18 protein-coding genes and 1 riboswitch are annotated in these 15,319 nt (G+C 73.6%); of the genes, 6 read left to right on the top strand and 12 right to left on the bottom strand.

Annotation, left to right across the window (positions count from 1 at the left end; genetic code table 11):
• Positions 1-26 precede the first annotated feature (26 nt).
• Positions 27-644, bottom strand: a complete 618-nt coding sequence (locus EV378_RS32160) for a LysE family translocator (RefSeq protein WP_132431386.1) — start codon at positions 642-644, stop codon at positions 27-29.
• A 63-nt stretch (positions 645-707) separates the two neighbouring features.
• Between EV378_RS32160 and EV378_RS32155 the strand changes: the two genes are divergently transcribed.
• Entirely contained in the window at positions 708-1,670 is a 963-nt protein-coding gene (locus EV378_RS32155; protein ID WP_243653863.1) for a pseudouridine synthase, read from the top strand.
• On the opposite strand, the gene EV378_RS32150 is transcribed toward EV378_RS32155, so the two are convergent.
• On the bottom strand, positions 1,655-3,823 hold the full coding sequence (locus EV378_RS32150; RefSeq protein WP_132431384.1) for a hypothetical protein: 2,169 nt from the start codon (positions 3,821-3,823) through the stop codon (positions 1,655-1,657). The genes EV378_RS32155 and EV378_RS32150 overlap by 16 nt on opposite strands.
• A gap of 349 nt (positions 3,824-4,172) precedes the next feature.
• Between EV378_RS32150 and EV378_RS32145 the strand changes: the two genes are divergently transcribed.
• Both EV378_RS32145 and EV378_RS32140 read left to right on the top strand, forming a co-directional pair.
• A complete protein-coding gene (locus EV378_RS32145; protein ID WP_132431382.1) occupies positions 4,173-4,502 on the top strand; it encodes a DMT family transporter in 330 nt (109 codons plus the stop codon).
• A gap of 19 nt (positions 4,503-4,521) precedes the next feature.
• Complete coding sequence (locus tag EV378_RS32140) at positions 4,522-5,082, top strand: TetR/AcrR family transcriptional regulator (protein ID WP_132431380.1); 561 nt, start codon at positions 4,522-4,524, stop codon at positions 5,080-5,082.
• Here EV378_RS32140 and EV378_RS32135 read toward each other — a convergent pair.
• The 4 genes from EV378_RS32135 to EV378_RS37175 are packed head-to-tail and all read right to left on the bottom strand — an operon-like array spanning position 5,072 to position 7,808.
• Positions 5,072-6,628: a glycosyltransferase family protein gene (locus tag EV378_RS32135; protein WP_243653862.1), complete on the bottom strand. Its 1,557-nt coding sequence runs from the start codon at positions 6,626-6,628 to the stop codon at positions 5,072-5,074. The genes EV378_RS32140 and EV378_RS32135 overlap by 11 nt on opposite strands.
• Positions 6,629-6,665: 37 nt before the next feature.
• A complete protein-coding gene (locus EV378_RS32130; protein WP_132431378.1) occupies positions 6,666-7,289 on the bottom strand; it encodes an L-threonylcarbamoyladenylate synthase in 624 nt (207 codons plus the stop codon).
• Between the two features lie 22 nt (positions 7,290-7,311).
• Positions 7,312-7,641: a VOC family protein gene (locus tag EV378_RS32125; protein WP_341540468.1), complete on the bottom strand. Its 330-nt coding sequence runs from the start codon at positions 7,639-7,641 to the stop codon at positions 7,312-7,314.
• Entirely contained in the window at positions 7,581-7,808 is a 228-nt protein-coding gene (locus EV378_RS37175; RefSeq protein ID WP_424511278.1) for a helix-turn-helix domain-containing protein, read from the bottom strand. Before EV378_RS37175 ends, EV378_RS32125 begins: the two co-directional genes overlap by 61 nt.
• A gap of 103 nt (positions 7,809-7,911) precedes the next feature.
• On the opposite strand from EV378_RS37175, the gene EV378_RS32115 reads away from it, so the two are divergent.
• Together EV378_RS32115 and EV378_RS32110 are read left to right on the top strand one after the other, a co-directional pair.
• Positions 7,912-8,913: an acetamidase/formamidase family protein gene (locus tag EV378_RS32115; protein WP_132431374.1), complete on the top strand. Its 1,002-nt coding sequence runs from the start codon at positions 7,912-7,914 to the stop codon at positions 8,911-8,913.
• A gap of 9 nt (positions 8,914-8,922) precedes the next feature.
• Positions 8,923-9,684: an SDR family NAD(P)-dependent oxidoreductase gene (locus EV378_RS32110; protein ID WP_132431372.1), complete on the top strand. Its 762-nt coding sequence runs from the start codon at positions 8,923-8,925 to the stop codon at positions 9,682-9,684.
• Position 9,685: 1 nt separating this feature from the next.
• Here EV378_RS32110 and EV378_RS32105 read toward each other — a convergent pair whose 3' ends face one another.
• The 5 genes from EV378_RS32105 to EV378_RS32085 form a co-directional block, all read right to left on the bottom strand.
• Positions 9,686-10,129, bottom strand: a complete 444-nt coding sequence (locus tag EV378_RS32105; protein ID WP_132431370.1) for a universal stress protein — start codon at positions 10,127-10,129, stop codon at positions 9,686-9,688.
• Positions 10,126-10,500 (bottom strand): fluoride efflux transporter CrcB, encoded by a 375-nt coding sequence (crcB, locus tag EV378_RS32100; protein WP_132431368.1) that lies wholly within the window; start codon positions 10,498-10,500, stop codon positions 10,126-10,128. Before crcB (EV378_RS32100) ends, EV378_RS32105 begins: the two co-directional genes overlap by 4 nt.
• Positions 10,497-10,886 carry a fluoride efflux transporter CrcB gene (gene crcB / locus EV378_RS32095; protein WP_243653861.1) on the bottom strand — a complete coding sequence of 130 codons (390 nt, stop codon included), beginning with the start codon at positions 10,884-10,886 and terminating at the stop codon, positions 10,497-10,499. The genes crcB (EV378_RS32100) and crcB (EV378_RS32095) overlap by 4 nt, the downstream gene beginning before the upstream one ends.
• Before the next feature lie 22 nt (positions 10,887-10,908).
• A riboswitch (Fluoride riboswitch) is annotated at positions 10,909-10,971 on the bottom strand.
• An 18-nt stretch (positions 10,972-10,989) separates the two neighbouring features.
• The gene (locus tag EV378_RS32090; protein WP_132431366.1) at positions 10,990-12,579 is read right to left on the bottom strand and encodes a solute symporter family protein; all 1,590 of its coding nucleotides are present in this window, start codon (positions 12,577-12,579) and stop codon (positions 10,990-10,992) included.
• Complete coding sequence (locus tag EV378_RS32085; protein ID WP_132431364.1) at positions 12,576-13,058, bottom strand: DUF485 domain-containing protein; 483 nt, start codon at positions 13,056-13,058, stop codon at positions 12,576-12,578. The genes EV378_RS32090 and EV378_RS32085 overlap by 4 nt, the downstream gene beginning before the upstream one ends.
• 298 nt (positions 13,059-13,356) lie before the next feature.
• Between EV378_RS32085 and ppk2 the strand changes: the two genes are divergently transcribed.
• Positions 13,357-14,379 (top strand): polyphosphate kinase 2, encoded by a 1,023-nt coding sequence (ppk2, locus tag EV378_RS32080; protein WP_132431362.1) that lies wholly within the window; start codon positions 13,357-13,359, stop codon positions 14,377-14,379.
• A 12-nt stretch (positions 14,380-14,391) separates the two neighbouring features.
• Here ppk2 and EV378_RS32075 read toward each other — a convergent pair whose 3' ends face one another.
• Complete coding sequence (locus EV378_RS32075; protein WP_132431360.1) at positions 14,392-15,273, bottom strand: isocitrate lyase/PEP mutase family protein; 882 nt, start codon at positions 15,271-15,273, stop codon at positions 14,392-14,394.
• Positions 15,274-15,319 lie beyond the last annotated feature (46 nt).

Raw genomic sequence — 15,319 nt, 5'->3', positions numbered from 1 at the left:
CCGTGTCGGGATGGCCGACGGGGCGGCTACTCCACCGCGAGGGCGGCGCCGAAGCCGAGCAGTGCCACGCCCGTGACGGCGTCCGACGCCCGCCGCACGCGGCGGCGGGAGAACCACGCGCGGGCGCGGTGCACCACCAGGGTCAGAGCCACCAGCCACACGACGCCGAGCACGGCGACCGTCCACGCCAGCAGCAGCGCGTCGCCCACCCCGGTGACCCCGGGCGTGAGGAACTGCGGCAGCACCGACAGGTACATGACCAGCACCTTCGGGTTGGTCAGATTGGACAGTGCCCCGGTGACGAACGCCCGTCGCCGACCACCCGGCGGCACCTCGCCGAGCGCCGCGTACGCACCCCGCCGGGCCGCCCGCAGTGCCTGGATCCCGAGCACGACGAGATACGCCGCACCCACCCAGCGCAGCACCGTGAACAGCACGTGCGACTCGGCGAGCAGCGCACCCAGGCCGAGCGCCGCGACCGTCCCCTGCAGCATGTTCCCGCTGAACACCCCGGCCGCCGTCACCAGGCCGGTCCGCCTGCCGCCGACGAGCGCGGAGCGCAGGAGCACCGCCGTGTCCGGCCCGGGGGCCAGTACGAGCGCGACGGAGATCGCGAGGTAGGGAGCGTAGGTCGCGAGGGTCACGGTCGGCGATGCTCACACACGCCCCCGCGCGGGGTGAAGCGTGTTTCCCGCGACAATGGTCCGGTGACGACGAGACGGCGGCGACGCACCCCGCGCTCCCCGCTGCCGCAGCGGCACGGGCTGGACGCGGCGCGGTTGCGCACGCCCGCCGAGGGCGACTGGCCGACCATGCGGGCGCACCTCGTCGACCGGCTGACCCGCGTCTCCCCCGCCCGGATCGACGAGCTGCTGGCCGCGGGCGAGATCGTCGGGCGCGACGGGCCGGTCGCGCCGGACGCGCCGTTCGTCCCGTGCACGACGCTCTGGGTGCACCGCGACCTACCGGACGAGGCGCCGGTGCCGTTCCGGATCGAGGTGCTGCACCGCGACGACGACATCGTCGTCGTCGACAAACCGCACTTCCTGGCGACGATCCCGCGCGGCAGCCACGTCCGGGAGACCGTGCTGGTGCGCCTGCGTGAGGAGCTCGGCCTTCCCGAGCTCGGGGCGGCGCACCGGCTGGACCGGGCGACCGCGGGTGTGCTGCTGCTGGTGGTGCGCCGGGAGCTGCGAGGGGCCTACCAGTCGTTGTTCGCGAAGGGCCGGGTCGGGAAGACGTACGAGGCGGTCGCAGATCACCACCCGTCGCTGGCGCTGCCGCGCACGGTGCGGTCGCGGATCGTCAAGCACCGCGGCATCGTGCAGGCCCGCACCGAACCGGGCCCGGTGAACGCGGAGACCCGCGTCGAGCTCGCCGGGCACCGGGACGGGACGGCCCGCTACACGCTGCGGCCCCGCACCGGCCGCACCCACCAGCTGCGGCTGCACATGAGCGGCCTCGGCGTGCCGATCCTGGGTGACGACTTCTACCCGGACCTGCACGAACGCCCGCTGGACGACTTCACACGCCCGCTGCAGCTGCTCGCGAGAACGCTCGAGTTCACCGACCCGGTGACCGGCGAGGACCGGCGGTTCGAGAGCCGCCGCACGTTGCAGGCCTGGGACGACCCGGACGGCTGGGCCGAGGGCACTCAGCCCGCGGCGTGACCGTTGCGACCGTGCGGGGCCGCCCCGTTCAGGTCGCCCGTGTTCTCCTCGGCCGCGCGGTGGCGCCCCTCCCGCAGCCCGCGCTGGTAGCTGGCCAGCCGGTTGCGCACCCGGTCCGGCTGACGCTCGGACGCGGCGGGCGCCTGCGGGGCGGGCGGCGGCGAGTTCCGACGCGCGGGCGGCACCATCTGCTGCCCGGGCCGCCGCATCGGGAGACCGTTCGCGGTGACCGGCGGTTCGACGACGCGCTCGGCCCGCGAGCGCGCAGCCTCGAACTCGGCGTCCCCGGCCGTCGTCCAGTTCGTCGGCTCCCCGGACGGCCGGCGGCCGTTCGTGCCGGGAGCGGCGGGTGCGCCGTTCGGCGTCGTGTTCGGGTCCCGGAACCACGCCGACGCGACGGCGGCGAAGATCGGGGTCCCGTCGAGGTCGTCGACCGGCACCGGCACCTCCGAGTCGAACGGCCCGAACAGCTCCACCGGCGGGGTCGTGCCGGACACCGGCAGCGCCTCGGTCACCGGCGGGGCGTCGGGCTCCTCCGGCGGGAACGGCCCCGGCGCGAGCGGGTCCCGGCCCGGCCCTGCCCGGTCCGGCCCGGTCCCGTTCTGCCCGGCACCGCCCGGCCCGATCGGGCCGGGTCCGGGACGGTTCGGTCCGACGCCGTTCGGCCCGGACGGACCCGCGCCGGGAGGGACGGGGCCGGGTTGGTTCGGGCCGGGAAGGTTCGGGCCGCGCTGCGGCGAGCCGGGCTGCTGAGGACCCGGCTGACCCGGGCCGTGCCGGTTCTGTCCGGGCTGGTTCGGGCCGGACAGCTGAGGACCCGGCTGGTCGGGACCGGAGAACTGCCCCGGCCTGCCGGGACCACCCGGACCGCGCGGTCCTGGCGGAATGTGCAGACCCGCGCCCGTCGGACCGGGCGGGCCGGGCGGCGGGAGCGGCGAGCCCTCCTGCGGGGACGACGACGGGGGCGCCAGCGGTGCCTGCGGCTCCTGCGGTGGAGGAGGTACCGGGAGCCGGGCCACACCCGGCCCGGACGGCGTCTCCCGCTGCTCGGCGGGCGAGCCGTACGGGATCTGCGACAGCGGCCCGTTCGGCACGGCGCCCGGCGGACCGGATCCGTTCGGCGCGCCCTCGGTGGAGAACGGGTCGTTCGGGATCGGGGTGTGCGGGTGCGCACCGTTCGTCCCGGCGTCGGCGGCCGGGACCGGTGGCCACGGCGGAGCCGAGGGCTCCGGGTCGGAGGGACCGGACAGCGGGTCGCCGGGCGAGGTTCCTGGCGGAGAGGACGGCGACGGGGCGGACGGCACGAGACCGGTCGGCTCGTCGCCCGCGGAACCGCTGTCGCCGAACACGTCGGACTCGTCGGTGACGGCCGGCTCGTCGGACGAGGACAGGGCGTCCTCTCCCGGTCGCGAACCGCCCGCGAGCACCGACGGCGGCAGCTGCAGCACGGCGACCGGCGACGGCCCGGGAGCCGACGCGACACCGGGCGATCCGCGCACGCCGAGGCGGCCGCCGATCGCCCTGGCGAGCCGCGCGGCCAGGTACAGACCGATCTCCTGCGGAGCGACCGGCCCGTCCGGACGGCCCGCGGACAGCATCCGGTCCAGATCGTCCAGCGGCGTGCGGGTGGGCACCGGGCGCGGGCTGAGCAGCTCCAGCACCAGGCCGCCGTCGGGCCCCCACCGCGTGTGGGCCTCGAGGCGTTCGCCCGGCGCGGTCGCGGCCGTCGCGTGCGCCAGGAGCTCGGCCATGATCTGCGCGAACACCGGGGCCACGGACGGCTCCAGCGACAGGCTGGGCGTCGGCGGGACGACGGTCCGGGACGCGGCCTCGCTGGCCGCCACAGCCGCGGAGAGCGCCTGCCCGAGCGGCACCGGCCCCCCGCCGCTCCCCCGGTCCGGTACCTCGGCGCCTGCCATGACGAGGATGTGGTCGCCGTCGCGCACGCCGCGCCGGGCGGCGGCCGCCAGCTCGGCGAGGTCGGCGAGCGCACCGGGCCGGAGCTCACCGGAGCGCAGCCGCTCGGTCAGCAGCTGCTGGCGCTCGGACCGTGCCCGCAGCCGGTGGGCGAGCGCGGCCAACACGGTGTCGGCCCCTGGCCCGACCGGCGCGGGACCGCCCGGCCCGTGGCCCGTCGGGTCGTCTCGCTGCACGCGCTGTCCTCCGAACGCTGGAACGGAGCCCCCTAGCGGACCCCGACGGCCGATCCTCGCGCAGATTCGGCATGTTCGGGCCCTGAGATTACCGGCCGGTTGACCGGCTGCCTCTCGGCGTGCGGTGGACGGTGCGACACGCGGGGGTCGGCGGTGCACCAGTGGGAACGATCTTCCCAGGTGACAGCGTCGACACGCCCGGCGGACGGGCAGACGCGACGGGCCGTATCCCGGGACGGTGGGGCCGACCGTAGCGCCGATCACCATCCGTCCCACGCACCCCGTGCGCACGGCGTGTCGCGCTAGACTAGCTGTACATATGTCTCACTTCTTGTGGAGGAGGTCGGCGATGCCGGCTGCCGTGTTCCTGGCCCTGGCGATCCTCAGCGAGGTGGCGGCCACGGTCAGCCTGCGGCTCTCCGAGGGGTTCAGCCGGCTGGTGCCGTCGATCGTCGTCGTGGTCGGTTACGTCGCCGCGTTCCTGCTGCTGTCCCGAGCTCTGGTCGCCGGCATCCCGCTCGGCGTCGCGTACGGCATCTGGGCCGCGGCGGGCGTCGCGCTCGTCGCGATCATCGGGGCGGTGTTCCTCGGCGACGGACTGACCCTGGTCCAGCTCGGCGGGATCGCGCTGGTGATCGGCGGAGTCCTGGCGCTGGAGCTCGGGGCGGAGCACCGGTGACCGAGGAGGCGGAGCACCGGTGACCGGGGAGACGGACGGCCGCAGGGCCCGCGGGGACCGCAGACGGGAGCTCCTGCTCGACGCCGCCATGGACGTGATCGCCGCCGGTGGCGCCGGTGCGGTCACCCACCGGGCGGTGGCCGCGCGGGCCGGTGTGCCCGCCGCCGCTCCCGGGTACTACTTCCCCCGCGTCGACGACATCCTGGTCGCGGCCCTGACCCGGGCGGGCCGCCGGTACGAGCTGGCCGTCGAGGACGCCGCGCGGACGGTCCGCGACGGCGGCGAGCCGGTCGCGGCGCTGGCGGCGGCCGTGCAGGGGTGGGACGGCCGTGCCGGCGATGCGGCGATGGCCGCCGAGTACGAGCTCTATCTGCTGGCCGCGCGACGTCCGGAGCTCGCGCCGGTCGCGCTCGGGTGGGCGGACCGCCTGACCACCCTGCTCGTCGACGCGGGCGCCGGTCCGGCGCAGGCACGCGCCGTCGTCGCGCTGGTCGAGGGTGTGCTCCTGCAGTCGCTGCTCGGCCGCACCCTGCCGGCCGACGAACTGGCGGCGGCGCTGAGGCGCCTGCTCAGCCCGTGACCCGGTCGAACCACCGGTCCCACGACTCGTCCCACCGCCCGTCGGACTCCGCCTGGGCCCGTCCGACCTCGGTCCGCACGGCCGCACCGACCGGCCCAGCGAACTCCGGCTTCACGAACACGTACTGCCAGTAGTTCTCGCGCAGCCACACCGACGCGACCCGCTCGTAGCCCGCGGTGACCCGTCCCACGTCGAGCCCGTACGCCGCCACGGGCGGTCCGCCCGCCCCGCCGGTCACGACGATCACGGTCGGGCTCGCCGCCCCGACCACGTCGGTCGGCGCGGCCCCGTGCGCGATCGCCTCGTCGTTGAGCCCGATGTAGTCGATCGCGTTCCACTCGCTGAAGTACGGGATCGCCCCCGCGTCGGTGACCGCCAGCGTGCGCTGCGGGCCGGGCACCGGCGACTCGGCCAGTCCCCTGCCGATCGCCTCGTGGGTGCGCTGCAGGTCCGTCCCGTAGTTCAGGATCACCGGAGCGTCCGGGGCGGACACCCCGGCCACGGCCGTCCATCCGACGGCGACGACACCCACCACCGCCGCGACCACGCGCGGGCGCAGCGCGTCCAGCGCGAGGCCCGCCGCCAGGCACAGCACCGGGACGGCGTGGAACGCGAACCGGTGCACGTAGTCCATCGACGGCCCGGACACGGCGTACGGCGCCCAGAGCAGCACCACGGTCACGAGGGCCAGCACGCCGGGCCTGCGGGTCGCCGTCCTGGCCGCCAGCAGCACGACGAGCACGAGCAGCGGCAGCAGCGCCCACACCGTGGCGGAGATCCAGCGCTCCCCGGCGTCGAGGTGACCGAACTTGACGTAGAACGTGTTCGGCAGCAGGTGCCCGAAGAACGACCACCGCCACAGGAAGTACCCGGCTCCGACGACCGCGGCGCCACCCGTCCAGAGCCAGGCCGTCCGGTCCCGGCGGCGCAGCCACAGCCAGCAGACCAGCGCGGGCGCGACGGCGAGCGCGCCCTCCGGGCGGAGCATGCCGCCGGCCAGCAGCAGGACCGGCAGCTCCCACACACGCGCGTCGCGGCCGTCGAGAACCCGCATCCCGACGATCACCGCGCGCAGCACGACCAGCGCGAACGCCACCGTCTCCAGCCCGGCGACGATGTGCAGGTAGGTCGGCAGGAACAGCAGGAACGCCCCGACCGCACCGACCCGCCCGACCGTCGTGCGCGGCTCGCGCAGCAGCAGCCAGCCGGTCAGCACCGCGCAGACCGCGGACGTCAGCTTCGCGACGACCTCCGGCGGCGCCCCCATCGCGAGGAACGGGACGGCCCACGCCGTCCAGGCGAAGTTCGTGAAGCCCTCGACCGGGTCCTCGCCGGGATTCCAGACCGGACCGTCGCCGTGCGCCCAGTTCAGCGCGTACCGGAACGTGATGAACGCGTCGTCGATCGTCGTCGACCAGGTCGCCCACACACCGACGGCAACCGCGACCACGACGACCGCCATCCCGATCGCCATCGGGCGCGACGGCCGGACACGTTCCGGACGCGCGGACCACCCCTCGGACGGGCGCTCGGGCGCGGTCAGCATGACCCCAGTCTGCCGGGTCCGCGAAAACCCGGTCGTACTACTCCTCGAAGCGGGACGGGTCACCCGCACCGACCCGCGTGATCTCCGGCTCGTCACCCGAGAGGTCGACGACGGTCGTCGGCTCCACTCCGCAGTCACCGGAGTCGATGACGGCGTCGACGGCGTTGTCGAGCTCCTCCTTGATCTCCCAGCCCTGTGTCAGCGGTTCGTCGTGCCCCGGGAGCAGCAGCGTCGAGGACAGCAGTGGCTCGCCGAGCTCCGCGAGCAGCGCCTGCGTCGTGGCGTGGTCCGGGATCCGGACGCCGACGGTCTTCTTCTTCGCCTGCAGCAGCCGGCGCGGCACCTCCTTCGTGGCGGGCAGGATGAACGTGTAGCTGCCCGGCGTGGACGCCTTGATCGCGCGGAACACCGCGTTGCCGATCGTGACGAACTGCCCGAGCTGCGCGAAGTCGGCGCACACGAGCGTGAAGTGGTGCTTGTCGTCGAGATGCCGGATCCGCCGGATCCGCTCGAGGCCCTCCTTGTTGCCCAGCGAGCAGCCGAGCGCGAAGCACGAGTCGGTCGGGTAGGCGATCAGGCCGCCGTCGCGGACGATGTCCACGACCTGGGAGACGCTGCGCGGCTGCGGGTTCTGCGGGTGCACGTCGAAGTACCTCGCCATCGCGGCAGCGTAGCGTCGATCACTATGCGTGCGGGAAGTCCGAACCGGTGTACGGCTTCTGCTCCACCAGGACCAACCAGTTGCCGGAGTTGTCCCGCATGACCGCCTCGATCCCGTAGGGGCGGTCGGCGGGCGGCTGCGGGAACTCGACGCCCCGGGCGGACAGCTTCTCGTAGTCGCCGTGACAGTCGTCGGTGGCCAGCCCGAAACCACCCATCCGGCCGGCGGCCAGTGAACGTCGGACCGCCTCGGCCATGCCGTCGTCCAGGGGCGGACCGGGGACCATCAGCGTCACCTCGAGCTCGGGGTGGTCCGGGTGGTGGATCGTGACCCAGCGGAACCCGTCCCCCATGGACACGTCGGTGTCCTCGACGACGCCGAGCTCGTCCCCACCAGCCGTCGGAACCGGGAGCTGAACGACCCGAGGCTCGAGTAGCCGACGAGCAGGCACACCTCGGTGACCGTCAGGTTCGACGAGCGCAGCAGGTCCTGGGCACGCTTCGAGCGCAGCCCTCGCATGATCGGCGCTCCGGCGTCGATCGGTGCCGCAGGCGGCATCGATCCGTACCGGACCGGTGATCACGGTCTTGCCCGCGGCCCCCCTGCGCGCCAGGATCGCCCGATGCAGGTCGTCGAGTACCGCCCCGAGCGCCACGAGTACGCCTGGACGTTCGGCGGGGTCGCGCCGACGCACCGGATCACGCCGGGCACGTGCCTGAAGCTGTGGACCGAGGACGCGTTCTCCGGCCGCCTGACCAGCACCACGCACCGCGCCAGCGAGGTGCTGGACATGACCGAGGTCAATCCGCAGACCGGCCCCTTCTACGTGGAGGGCGCCGAGCCGGGCGACACGCTGGCCCTGCACCTCGCGCGGCTGACCCCGGCCCGGGACTGGGGCGCGTCGTCGACGATCCCGTTCTTCGGCGCCCTGTCGGTCACCGACCGGACCGCCCTGCTGCACGAGCCGCTGCCCGAGCGGACGTGGATCTACCAGCTGGACCGCGACCGCGGCGTCGTCCGGTTCGAGGCGCAGAGCATCGATCTGCAGCTCGAGCTGCCGTGCAACCCGATGCTCGGCACGGTCGGTGTCGCGCCGCCCGGCCGCGAGGTCCGGTCGAGCCTGGTCCCGGACGTGTTCGGCGGCAACATGGACACGCCCGAGATGCGGGCGGGCGTCACCTGCTACCTGCAGGTCAACGTCGAGGGCGCGCTGTTCTCCGTCGGCGACGGGCACTACCGGCAGGGCGAGGGCGAGAGCTGCGGGACGGCCGTCGAGGGCGCGATGGACGTGACGCTGCTGGTCGAACTGATCAAGGGGCAGCCGGCGCCCGCATGGCCGCGGATCGAGTCGGACACGCACTACGTCGTCGTCGGCTCGTCGCGGCCGCTCGAGGACGCCTGGCGGGCCAGCCAGATCGGCATGATCGCCTGGCTCGGCGAGCTGTACGGGCTCGACCGTCTGGACGCCTACCAGCTGCTCACCCAGGCCGCGGAGTCGCCGCTGGCCAACGTCGTCGACACGAACTACAGCGCCGTCACGAAGATCGCCAAGTCGTTGCTACCGGACGCCGCGGCGTACGGCGGCGTCCACCGTCACCTGCGCGAGCAGGCCAGAACCGTCTAGGAGTCCGAAGTGGATCTGCAGCTGAAGGACCGCGTCGTGCTCGTCACCGGCGGCTCGCGCGGGATCGGGCGGGCGGTCGTCGACGGCCTGGCCGCGGAGGGCGCGCGGGTCGCGTTCTGCGCGCGCGGCGAAGAGGGCGTGAAGGCGGCCGAGGCCGAGCTGACCGCGGCCGGCGCCGACGTGGCGGGCTCGGCGGTGGACGTGGCCGACGGCGCTGCCGTCGCGACATGGGTGGCCGAGTCCGCCGAGCGGTTCGGGCAGATCGACGCCGTGGTCGCGAACGTCAGCGCGCTCGCGATCGGGCCGGGCGAGGAGAACTGGCGGTCGAGCTTCGAGGTCGACCTCATGCACACCGTGCACCTCGTCGAGGCCGCGTTGCCGCACCTGGAGCGCAGCGACGCCGCGTCGATCACCGCCGTGTCCAGTGTGTCCGGACGCGAGATCGACTTCGCGGACGGCTCCTACGGCGTGATGAAGGCGGCGCTCGTGCACTACGTGTCCGGGCTCGCGTTCGATCTCGCCCCGAAGGGCATCCGCGCGAACGCGGTCTCCCCCGGCAACGTCTACTTCGACGGCGGCGTGTGGCAGAACGTGGAGCAGGGCGACCCGGCGTTCTTCGCCACGGCGCTCGGCCTCAACCCGACCGGCCGGATGGGCAACCCGACGGAGACGGCGTACGCCGTGATCATGCTGGTCAGCCCGCTCGCGAGCCGGATCAGCGGGACGAACCTCGTCGCCGACGGCGCCCTGACCCGCGGGGTGCAGCTGTAGATCAGGACGGCACCACCAGCACCGGGCGGTGCTGGTGGCGGATCAGGCCCTGGGACACCGACGGCTCGAGCAGCCGGGACAGCGCCGCACCCGCACCGCCGCCGCGCGACCCGACGACGATCATCGCGACGTCGTGCTCCTCGGCGGCCGCGGACAGCGCCCGTACCGGGTCGCCCCGCAGGACGGTCTGCGTCCACTGCGGACCGTCCAGGTCACCCAGCACGGCGTCGACGTGCGTCCGCAGCCCGGCGACCGCGCGCTCGGTGTCCTCGTCGAACGCGGCGGCGTCCGGGTCGACGGGTTCGTCGCGGATGTCGACGACATGCACCACCAGCAGGGTGGCTCCGATCCGGGCGGCGAGGCCGGCCGCGACGCGGAGCACGTGGTCCCCGTCCGGTCCGTGGCCGTAGGCGACGAGCATGGTCCGGTCCTCCTCGGTGCTCACAGTGCGGCCCGCACGAGTGCGAAACCCGCGGCCGCGGCCAGGACGCCGAGCACGACGCTGACCAGCAGATAGATGACCGCCGTGCGGCGGTCCCCGCGCTCGGTCAGCGAGACGATCTCGTAGCCGAACGTCGAGTACGTCGTCAGCGCCCCGCAGAACCCGGTGCCGACGAGCGCCTGGACGGCATGCCCGAACACTCCGGCGCCCGCGGTCACCGCGCCCAGCACGAGCGACCCGGCGACGTTGACCGCGAACGTCCCCCACGGGAACGCCGACGCGAACCGCTTCTTGGCCGCCGTGTCCGCGACGTAGCGCAGCGGCGCACCGACCACCGCCCCCACTGCGACGAGCAGCACCGTCCAGGCCGTCACGCCGTCGCCCCCACCCGCCGGGTCACGCCGACGCCGACGGCACACGCGAGCACCGCGACGACGGGCGTGACCAGCGCGTACGCCAGCGCGAGCCCGGGACGTCCGGCGTCGACGAGACCGACCGTCTCCACCGAGAACGTGGAGAACGTCGTGTACCCGCCGAGCACGCCGACGCCCAGCAGCGGACGCAACAGGGGGTGCGGCGTGGTCAGCTCGGTGAGCACCGTGTAGAGCACGCCGATCAGCAGGCAGCCGGTGACGTTGATCCAGAACGTGGTCCACGGCCAGGTACCGGGTGGCGTCGCGAACGCGATCCCCAGCAGGTACCGGGCCTCGGCGCCGAGGACTCCCCCGACCGCCACGGCCACGATCACACGGACGGACACGCACACCACCTACCCACAGACGCTGTCGGTAGGAGCCATCAGCACTCCGGTGCGGTTGTCGGCGAGCTCCATCGCCATCCGCGGCGAGTCTAACCGGTCGGGTTCACCGTCCGGACCCGATGCCGGTCAGGGCCCGGACCTCCATCTCCCTGGCCTGCGCCGGATCGGGCGGAGGGGCCGTCAGCACCGTGGTGACGATCCCGACCAGGAACGACAGCGGGACGGACACGATCGCCGGGTTGGTCAGCGGGAACCACGCCACGTCGACGTCCGGGACCAGCGAGCCGGGCCGACCGGTCACAGTCGTCGAGAACCCGATCAGGACGATCGCGCTGACCAGTCCGGTGTAGATGCTCGCGAGCGCACCGCTCGTGTTGAACCGCGGCCAGAACAGCGCGAACACGATCGTCGGGAGGTTCGCCGATGCGGCGATGGCGAGCGCCAGCGAGACCAGGAACGCCACGTTCTGGTTGCGGGCGATCACGCCCCCGACGATCGCCAGTACCCCCACGACGGCGGCCGTGCGCCGGGCGACCTTCACCTCGCTCGCCGGGTCGGCGCGGCCGCGGCGCAGGATCGACGCGTAGATGTCGTGCGCGAACGACACCGACGCGGACAGCACCAGGCCCGCGACGACGGCGAGGATCGTCGCGAACGCCACGGCGGCGACGACGCCCAGCACCGGCGTGCCGCCGATCGCGTAGGCCAGCAGCGGCGCCGCCGAGTTGGCCCCACCGGGAGCGGACAGGATGTCCTCGCGCTTCACGACGGCCGCGGCGCCGAAGCCGACGGCCAGGATCGACAGGTAGAACACCACCATCAGCCACGAGCACCAGGTCACCGACCGGCGGGCCTGGAAGGCGTCCGGCACGGTGAAGAAGCGCATCAGCACGTGCGGCAGGCTGGAGATGCCGAGCACGAGGGCCAGGCCGAGCGACACGAAGTCCAGCCGGTTGGCCGGGCCGCCGCCGTACCAGCCGCCGGGCTCGAGCATCGCGACACCGCCGGGGTTCGCATCCGCGGCCCGGTCCAGCAGCTCGGAGAAGCTCAGGCCGTACCGGCCGAGCACGAACGCCGCCAGCAGCGCGACGCACGCCAGCAGCGCGATCGCCTTGATGATCTGCACCCACGTCGTGCCGCGCATGCCGCCGAACAGCACGTAGAGCAGCATCACCGCTCCGACGCCGACGATCACCATCGACTGCCCGGCGGCGGAGCGCACGTGCAACAGCAGCGCGACCAGGCTCCCGGCGCCGGCCATCTGGGCGATCATGTAGACGAGCGAGATCACCAGCGTGGACACGGCCGCGGCGGCACGGATCGGGCTCTGCCGCAGGCGGTAGGCCATGACGTCGCCCATCGTGAACTTCCCGGTGTTCCGCAGCCCCTCCCCGACCAGCAGCAGGGCGACGAGCCAGGCGACCACCCAGCTCACCGAGTAGACGAACCCGTCGTAGCCGTAGACGGCGATCGCGCCGGAGATCCCGAGGAACGACGCGGCGGACAGGAAGTCACCGGACATCGCGACGCCGTTCTGGGCGCCGCTGAAGCCGCCGCCCGCGGCGTAGTAGTCCTCCGGCGTGTCGTTCCGGTGGCTGACCCGGTAGACGACCCCGAGCGTGATCAGCACGAACACACCGAACACGAGCACGTTCACCAGCGGGTTGCCCGCCGTCGTCGTCCCGGGGTTCATCGCAGGCTCCTGATCTCGGCGTGGGCGTCGGAGGATCCGGCCGCGTACACGGCGCGCAGGTCGCGCACGCGCGGGTCGATCTCGCGCCGGGCGAACCGGCGGTACGCCGCGACGATCGCCAGGGTGGAGGCGAACTGGGCGAGCCCGAGCAGCATGCCGGCGTTCACCGCGCCGAGCACCGGCACGGCCATCAGCGACGGAGCGAACGCCGACAGCCCGACGAACAGGCCGTACCAGGCGAGGAACAGCGGCGTCGCGGTGAACACGAACCGGCGCTGACGGGTGCGCAGCTCCCGGAACCTCGGGTCCCGGCGAACGGCGTCCGCCACCGCTTCGTGCCGCGGCCGCTCGGTCACGTGGGGCCGCCGCTCCGTGGAACCACGCGGAGGTCGGGCCGCCACGTCGACGGCACCCGCGGGTCCGCCGGTGATCGGCTGGGTCACGGCGTCGTCGGGGACGCGCCGTCCGGTCGTGGTCATCGCACCTCGCCGTCCGCCGTCCGGACGGGGCATCGCCGGGACGGCTGGGTCCTCCGGACACGGGCTGCACGGGGCAGCGGGGAGTCGCCGTGGCCGGGGCGGGCGCCGATCAGGGCACGCGAGCCCGCCCGGGTAGACCGTATCAACGACACGGTGCGACCGTTCGGGCGTGCAACGAAGAGCCCGTTCGGAGCAGGTCGCGCGGCCCGTCACGGGAAGGGTGCGCGGTGTCGCACCGGCATCCTCCGGCCATGTCGTGTTCGCCCTCCCGTCACCGCGGCGGCGAATCGTGTGCCCGGTGACCGATGCCGAGAAGACCGACGACGCGCCGACGCCGGAGCCGGGCACGACCGACGCCGCACCCGCCGCGCGGATCGCGCCGGGCGGCGCCGCACCCGACCCGCGCCACGCCGATCTGGACCGCTTCCGCGTCGACGACTCCGACGACGACGACCCCCGTCTCGTCGCCCCCGACGGCGCGGCGGTCGACACCTGGCGCGAGGGCTACCCGTACGAGGCCCGCCTGGACCGCGACGAGTACGAGCGGACGAAGCGCCTCCTGCAGATCGAGCTGCTCAAGCTGCAGAACTGGGTCAAGGACACCGGCAACCGGATCGTCGTGCTGTTCGAGGGCCGGGACGCGGCGGGCAAGGGCGGGACGATCAAGCGGTTCATGGAGCACCTCAACCCGCGCGGCGCCCGCGTCGTGGCGCTGGAGAAGCCGACCGAGCGCGAGCTCGGGCAGTGGTACTTCCAGCGGTACGTGGCGCACCTGCCGAGCGCCGGGGAGATCGTCCTGTTCGACCGGTCCTGGTACAACCGCGCCGGCGTCGAGCGGGTCATGGGGTTCACCGACGCGCGCAGCTACATGGAGTTCCTGCGCGCCGCTCCGGAGCTCGAGCGGATGCTCGTGCGGTCCGGGACCCACCTGGTCAAGCTCTGGTTCTCGGTCTCCCGCGACGAGCAGCGCACCCGCTTCCTGATCCGCCAGGTGGACCCGGTGCGACAGTGGAAGCTCTCGCCGATGGACCTCGCCTCGCTGGACAAGTGGGAGTCCTACACCGAGGCGAAGGAGGCGATGTTCTTCTACACCGACACCGCGGACGCGCCGTGGACGGTGATCAAGAGCAACGACAAGAAGCGCGCCCGCCTGGAGGCCATGCGGCACGTCCTGAACCAGTTCGACTACCCGGACAAGGACGCGAGCATCGCGACGCCGCCGGACCGCCTGATCGTCGGCCCGGCGGCGGAGATGTTCGAGCACGACGAGCACCCGCACCGGTTCCCGCCGCTGCACGAGCAACGCCGTCCGGAGCGGTGACGCGCAGCGCCGTCAGGAGCGGTACCGCTCCTCCAGCGACCGGACCTCGTCGACGCCGACGAGCCGGGCGAAGTCGTCCAGCGCGCCGACCTCGACGTCCGGGACGGCCCCGGTCCGGAGCCGCTGCAGCGTGGCCCGCACCGCGTCCGTCGCGGCCAGGAGCGTGCTGATCGGGAACAGCACGAGCGAGAAACCCAGCTCGCGCAGCCGGTCCAGCGACAGCTGCGGGGTCCGGCCACCCTCGGCCCAGTTGAACAGCAACGTGTGGCCGGTCAGCGCGCCGGCGATCTTCTCGATGTCCGCCTCGGACGTCGGCGCCTCGACGAACAGCACGTCGGCGCCCGCGTCGGCGAACCGGCGGGCACGGTCGATCCCGGCGTCCACGCCCTCGACCTGCACGACGTCGGTCCGGGCGATGATCACGAAGTCCGGGTCGGTGCGGGCGTCGGCCGCGGCGCGGATCTTCGCCTCCATCTCGGCGGACGGCACGACCTGCTTGCCGGCCATGTGACCGCAGCGCTTCGGCATCACCTGGTCCTCGAGGTGCAGCGCGGCGACGCCGGCCTGCTCGTACTCGCGGACCGTGCGCACGACGTTGATCGGGTTGCCGTAGCCGGTGTCCGCGTCGGCGATCAGCGGGACGTCGACGACGGCGGCCATCCGCCGCGCGTTGTCGGCCATCTCGGCCTGCCCCAGCAACCCGACGTCCGGGCGTCCGAGCAGCGAGGCCGTGGTGCCGAACCCGGTCATGTAGACGGCATCGAACCCGGCCTGCTCGACCAGGTGGGCGGTCAGCGCGTCGTAGGCGCCGGGGGCGAGTACCGGCTCGTCGGCGTCGAGCAGTGCACGCAGCCGGGCACGGCGGTTTCCGGGGCGGCTGAGCAGGTCGGCCATCGGGGTCCTCCTCGCGGGACGTGGTTCACCGCCATTCGTACCCCGA

Origin of the sequence: Pseudonocardia endophytica, from assembly GCF_004339565.1 — a bacterium.
GTDB lineage: Bacteria > Actinomycetota > Actinomycetes > Mycobacteriales > Pseudonocardiaceae > Pseudonocardia > Pseudonocardia endophytica.
This window is presented reverse-complemented; position numbering and strand designations above follow the sequence as displayed.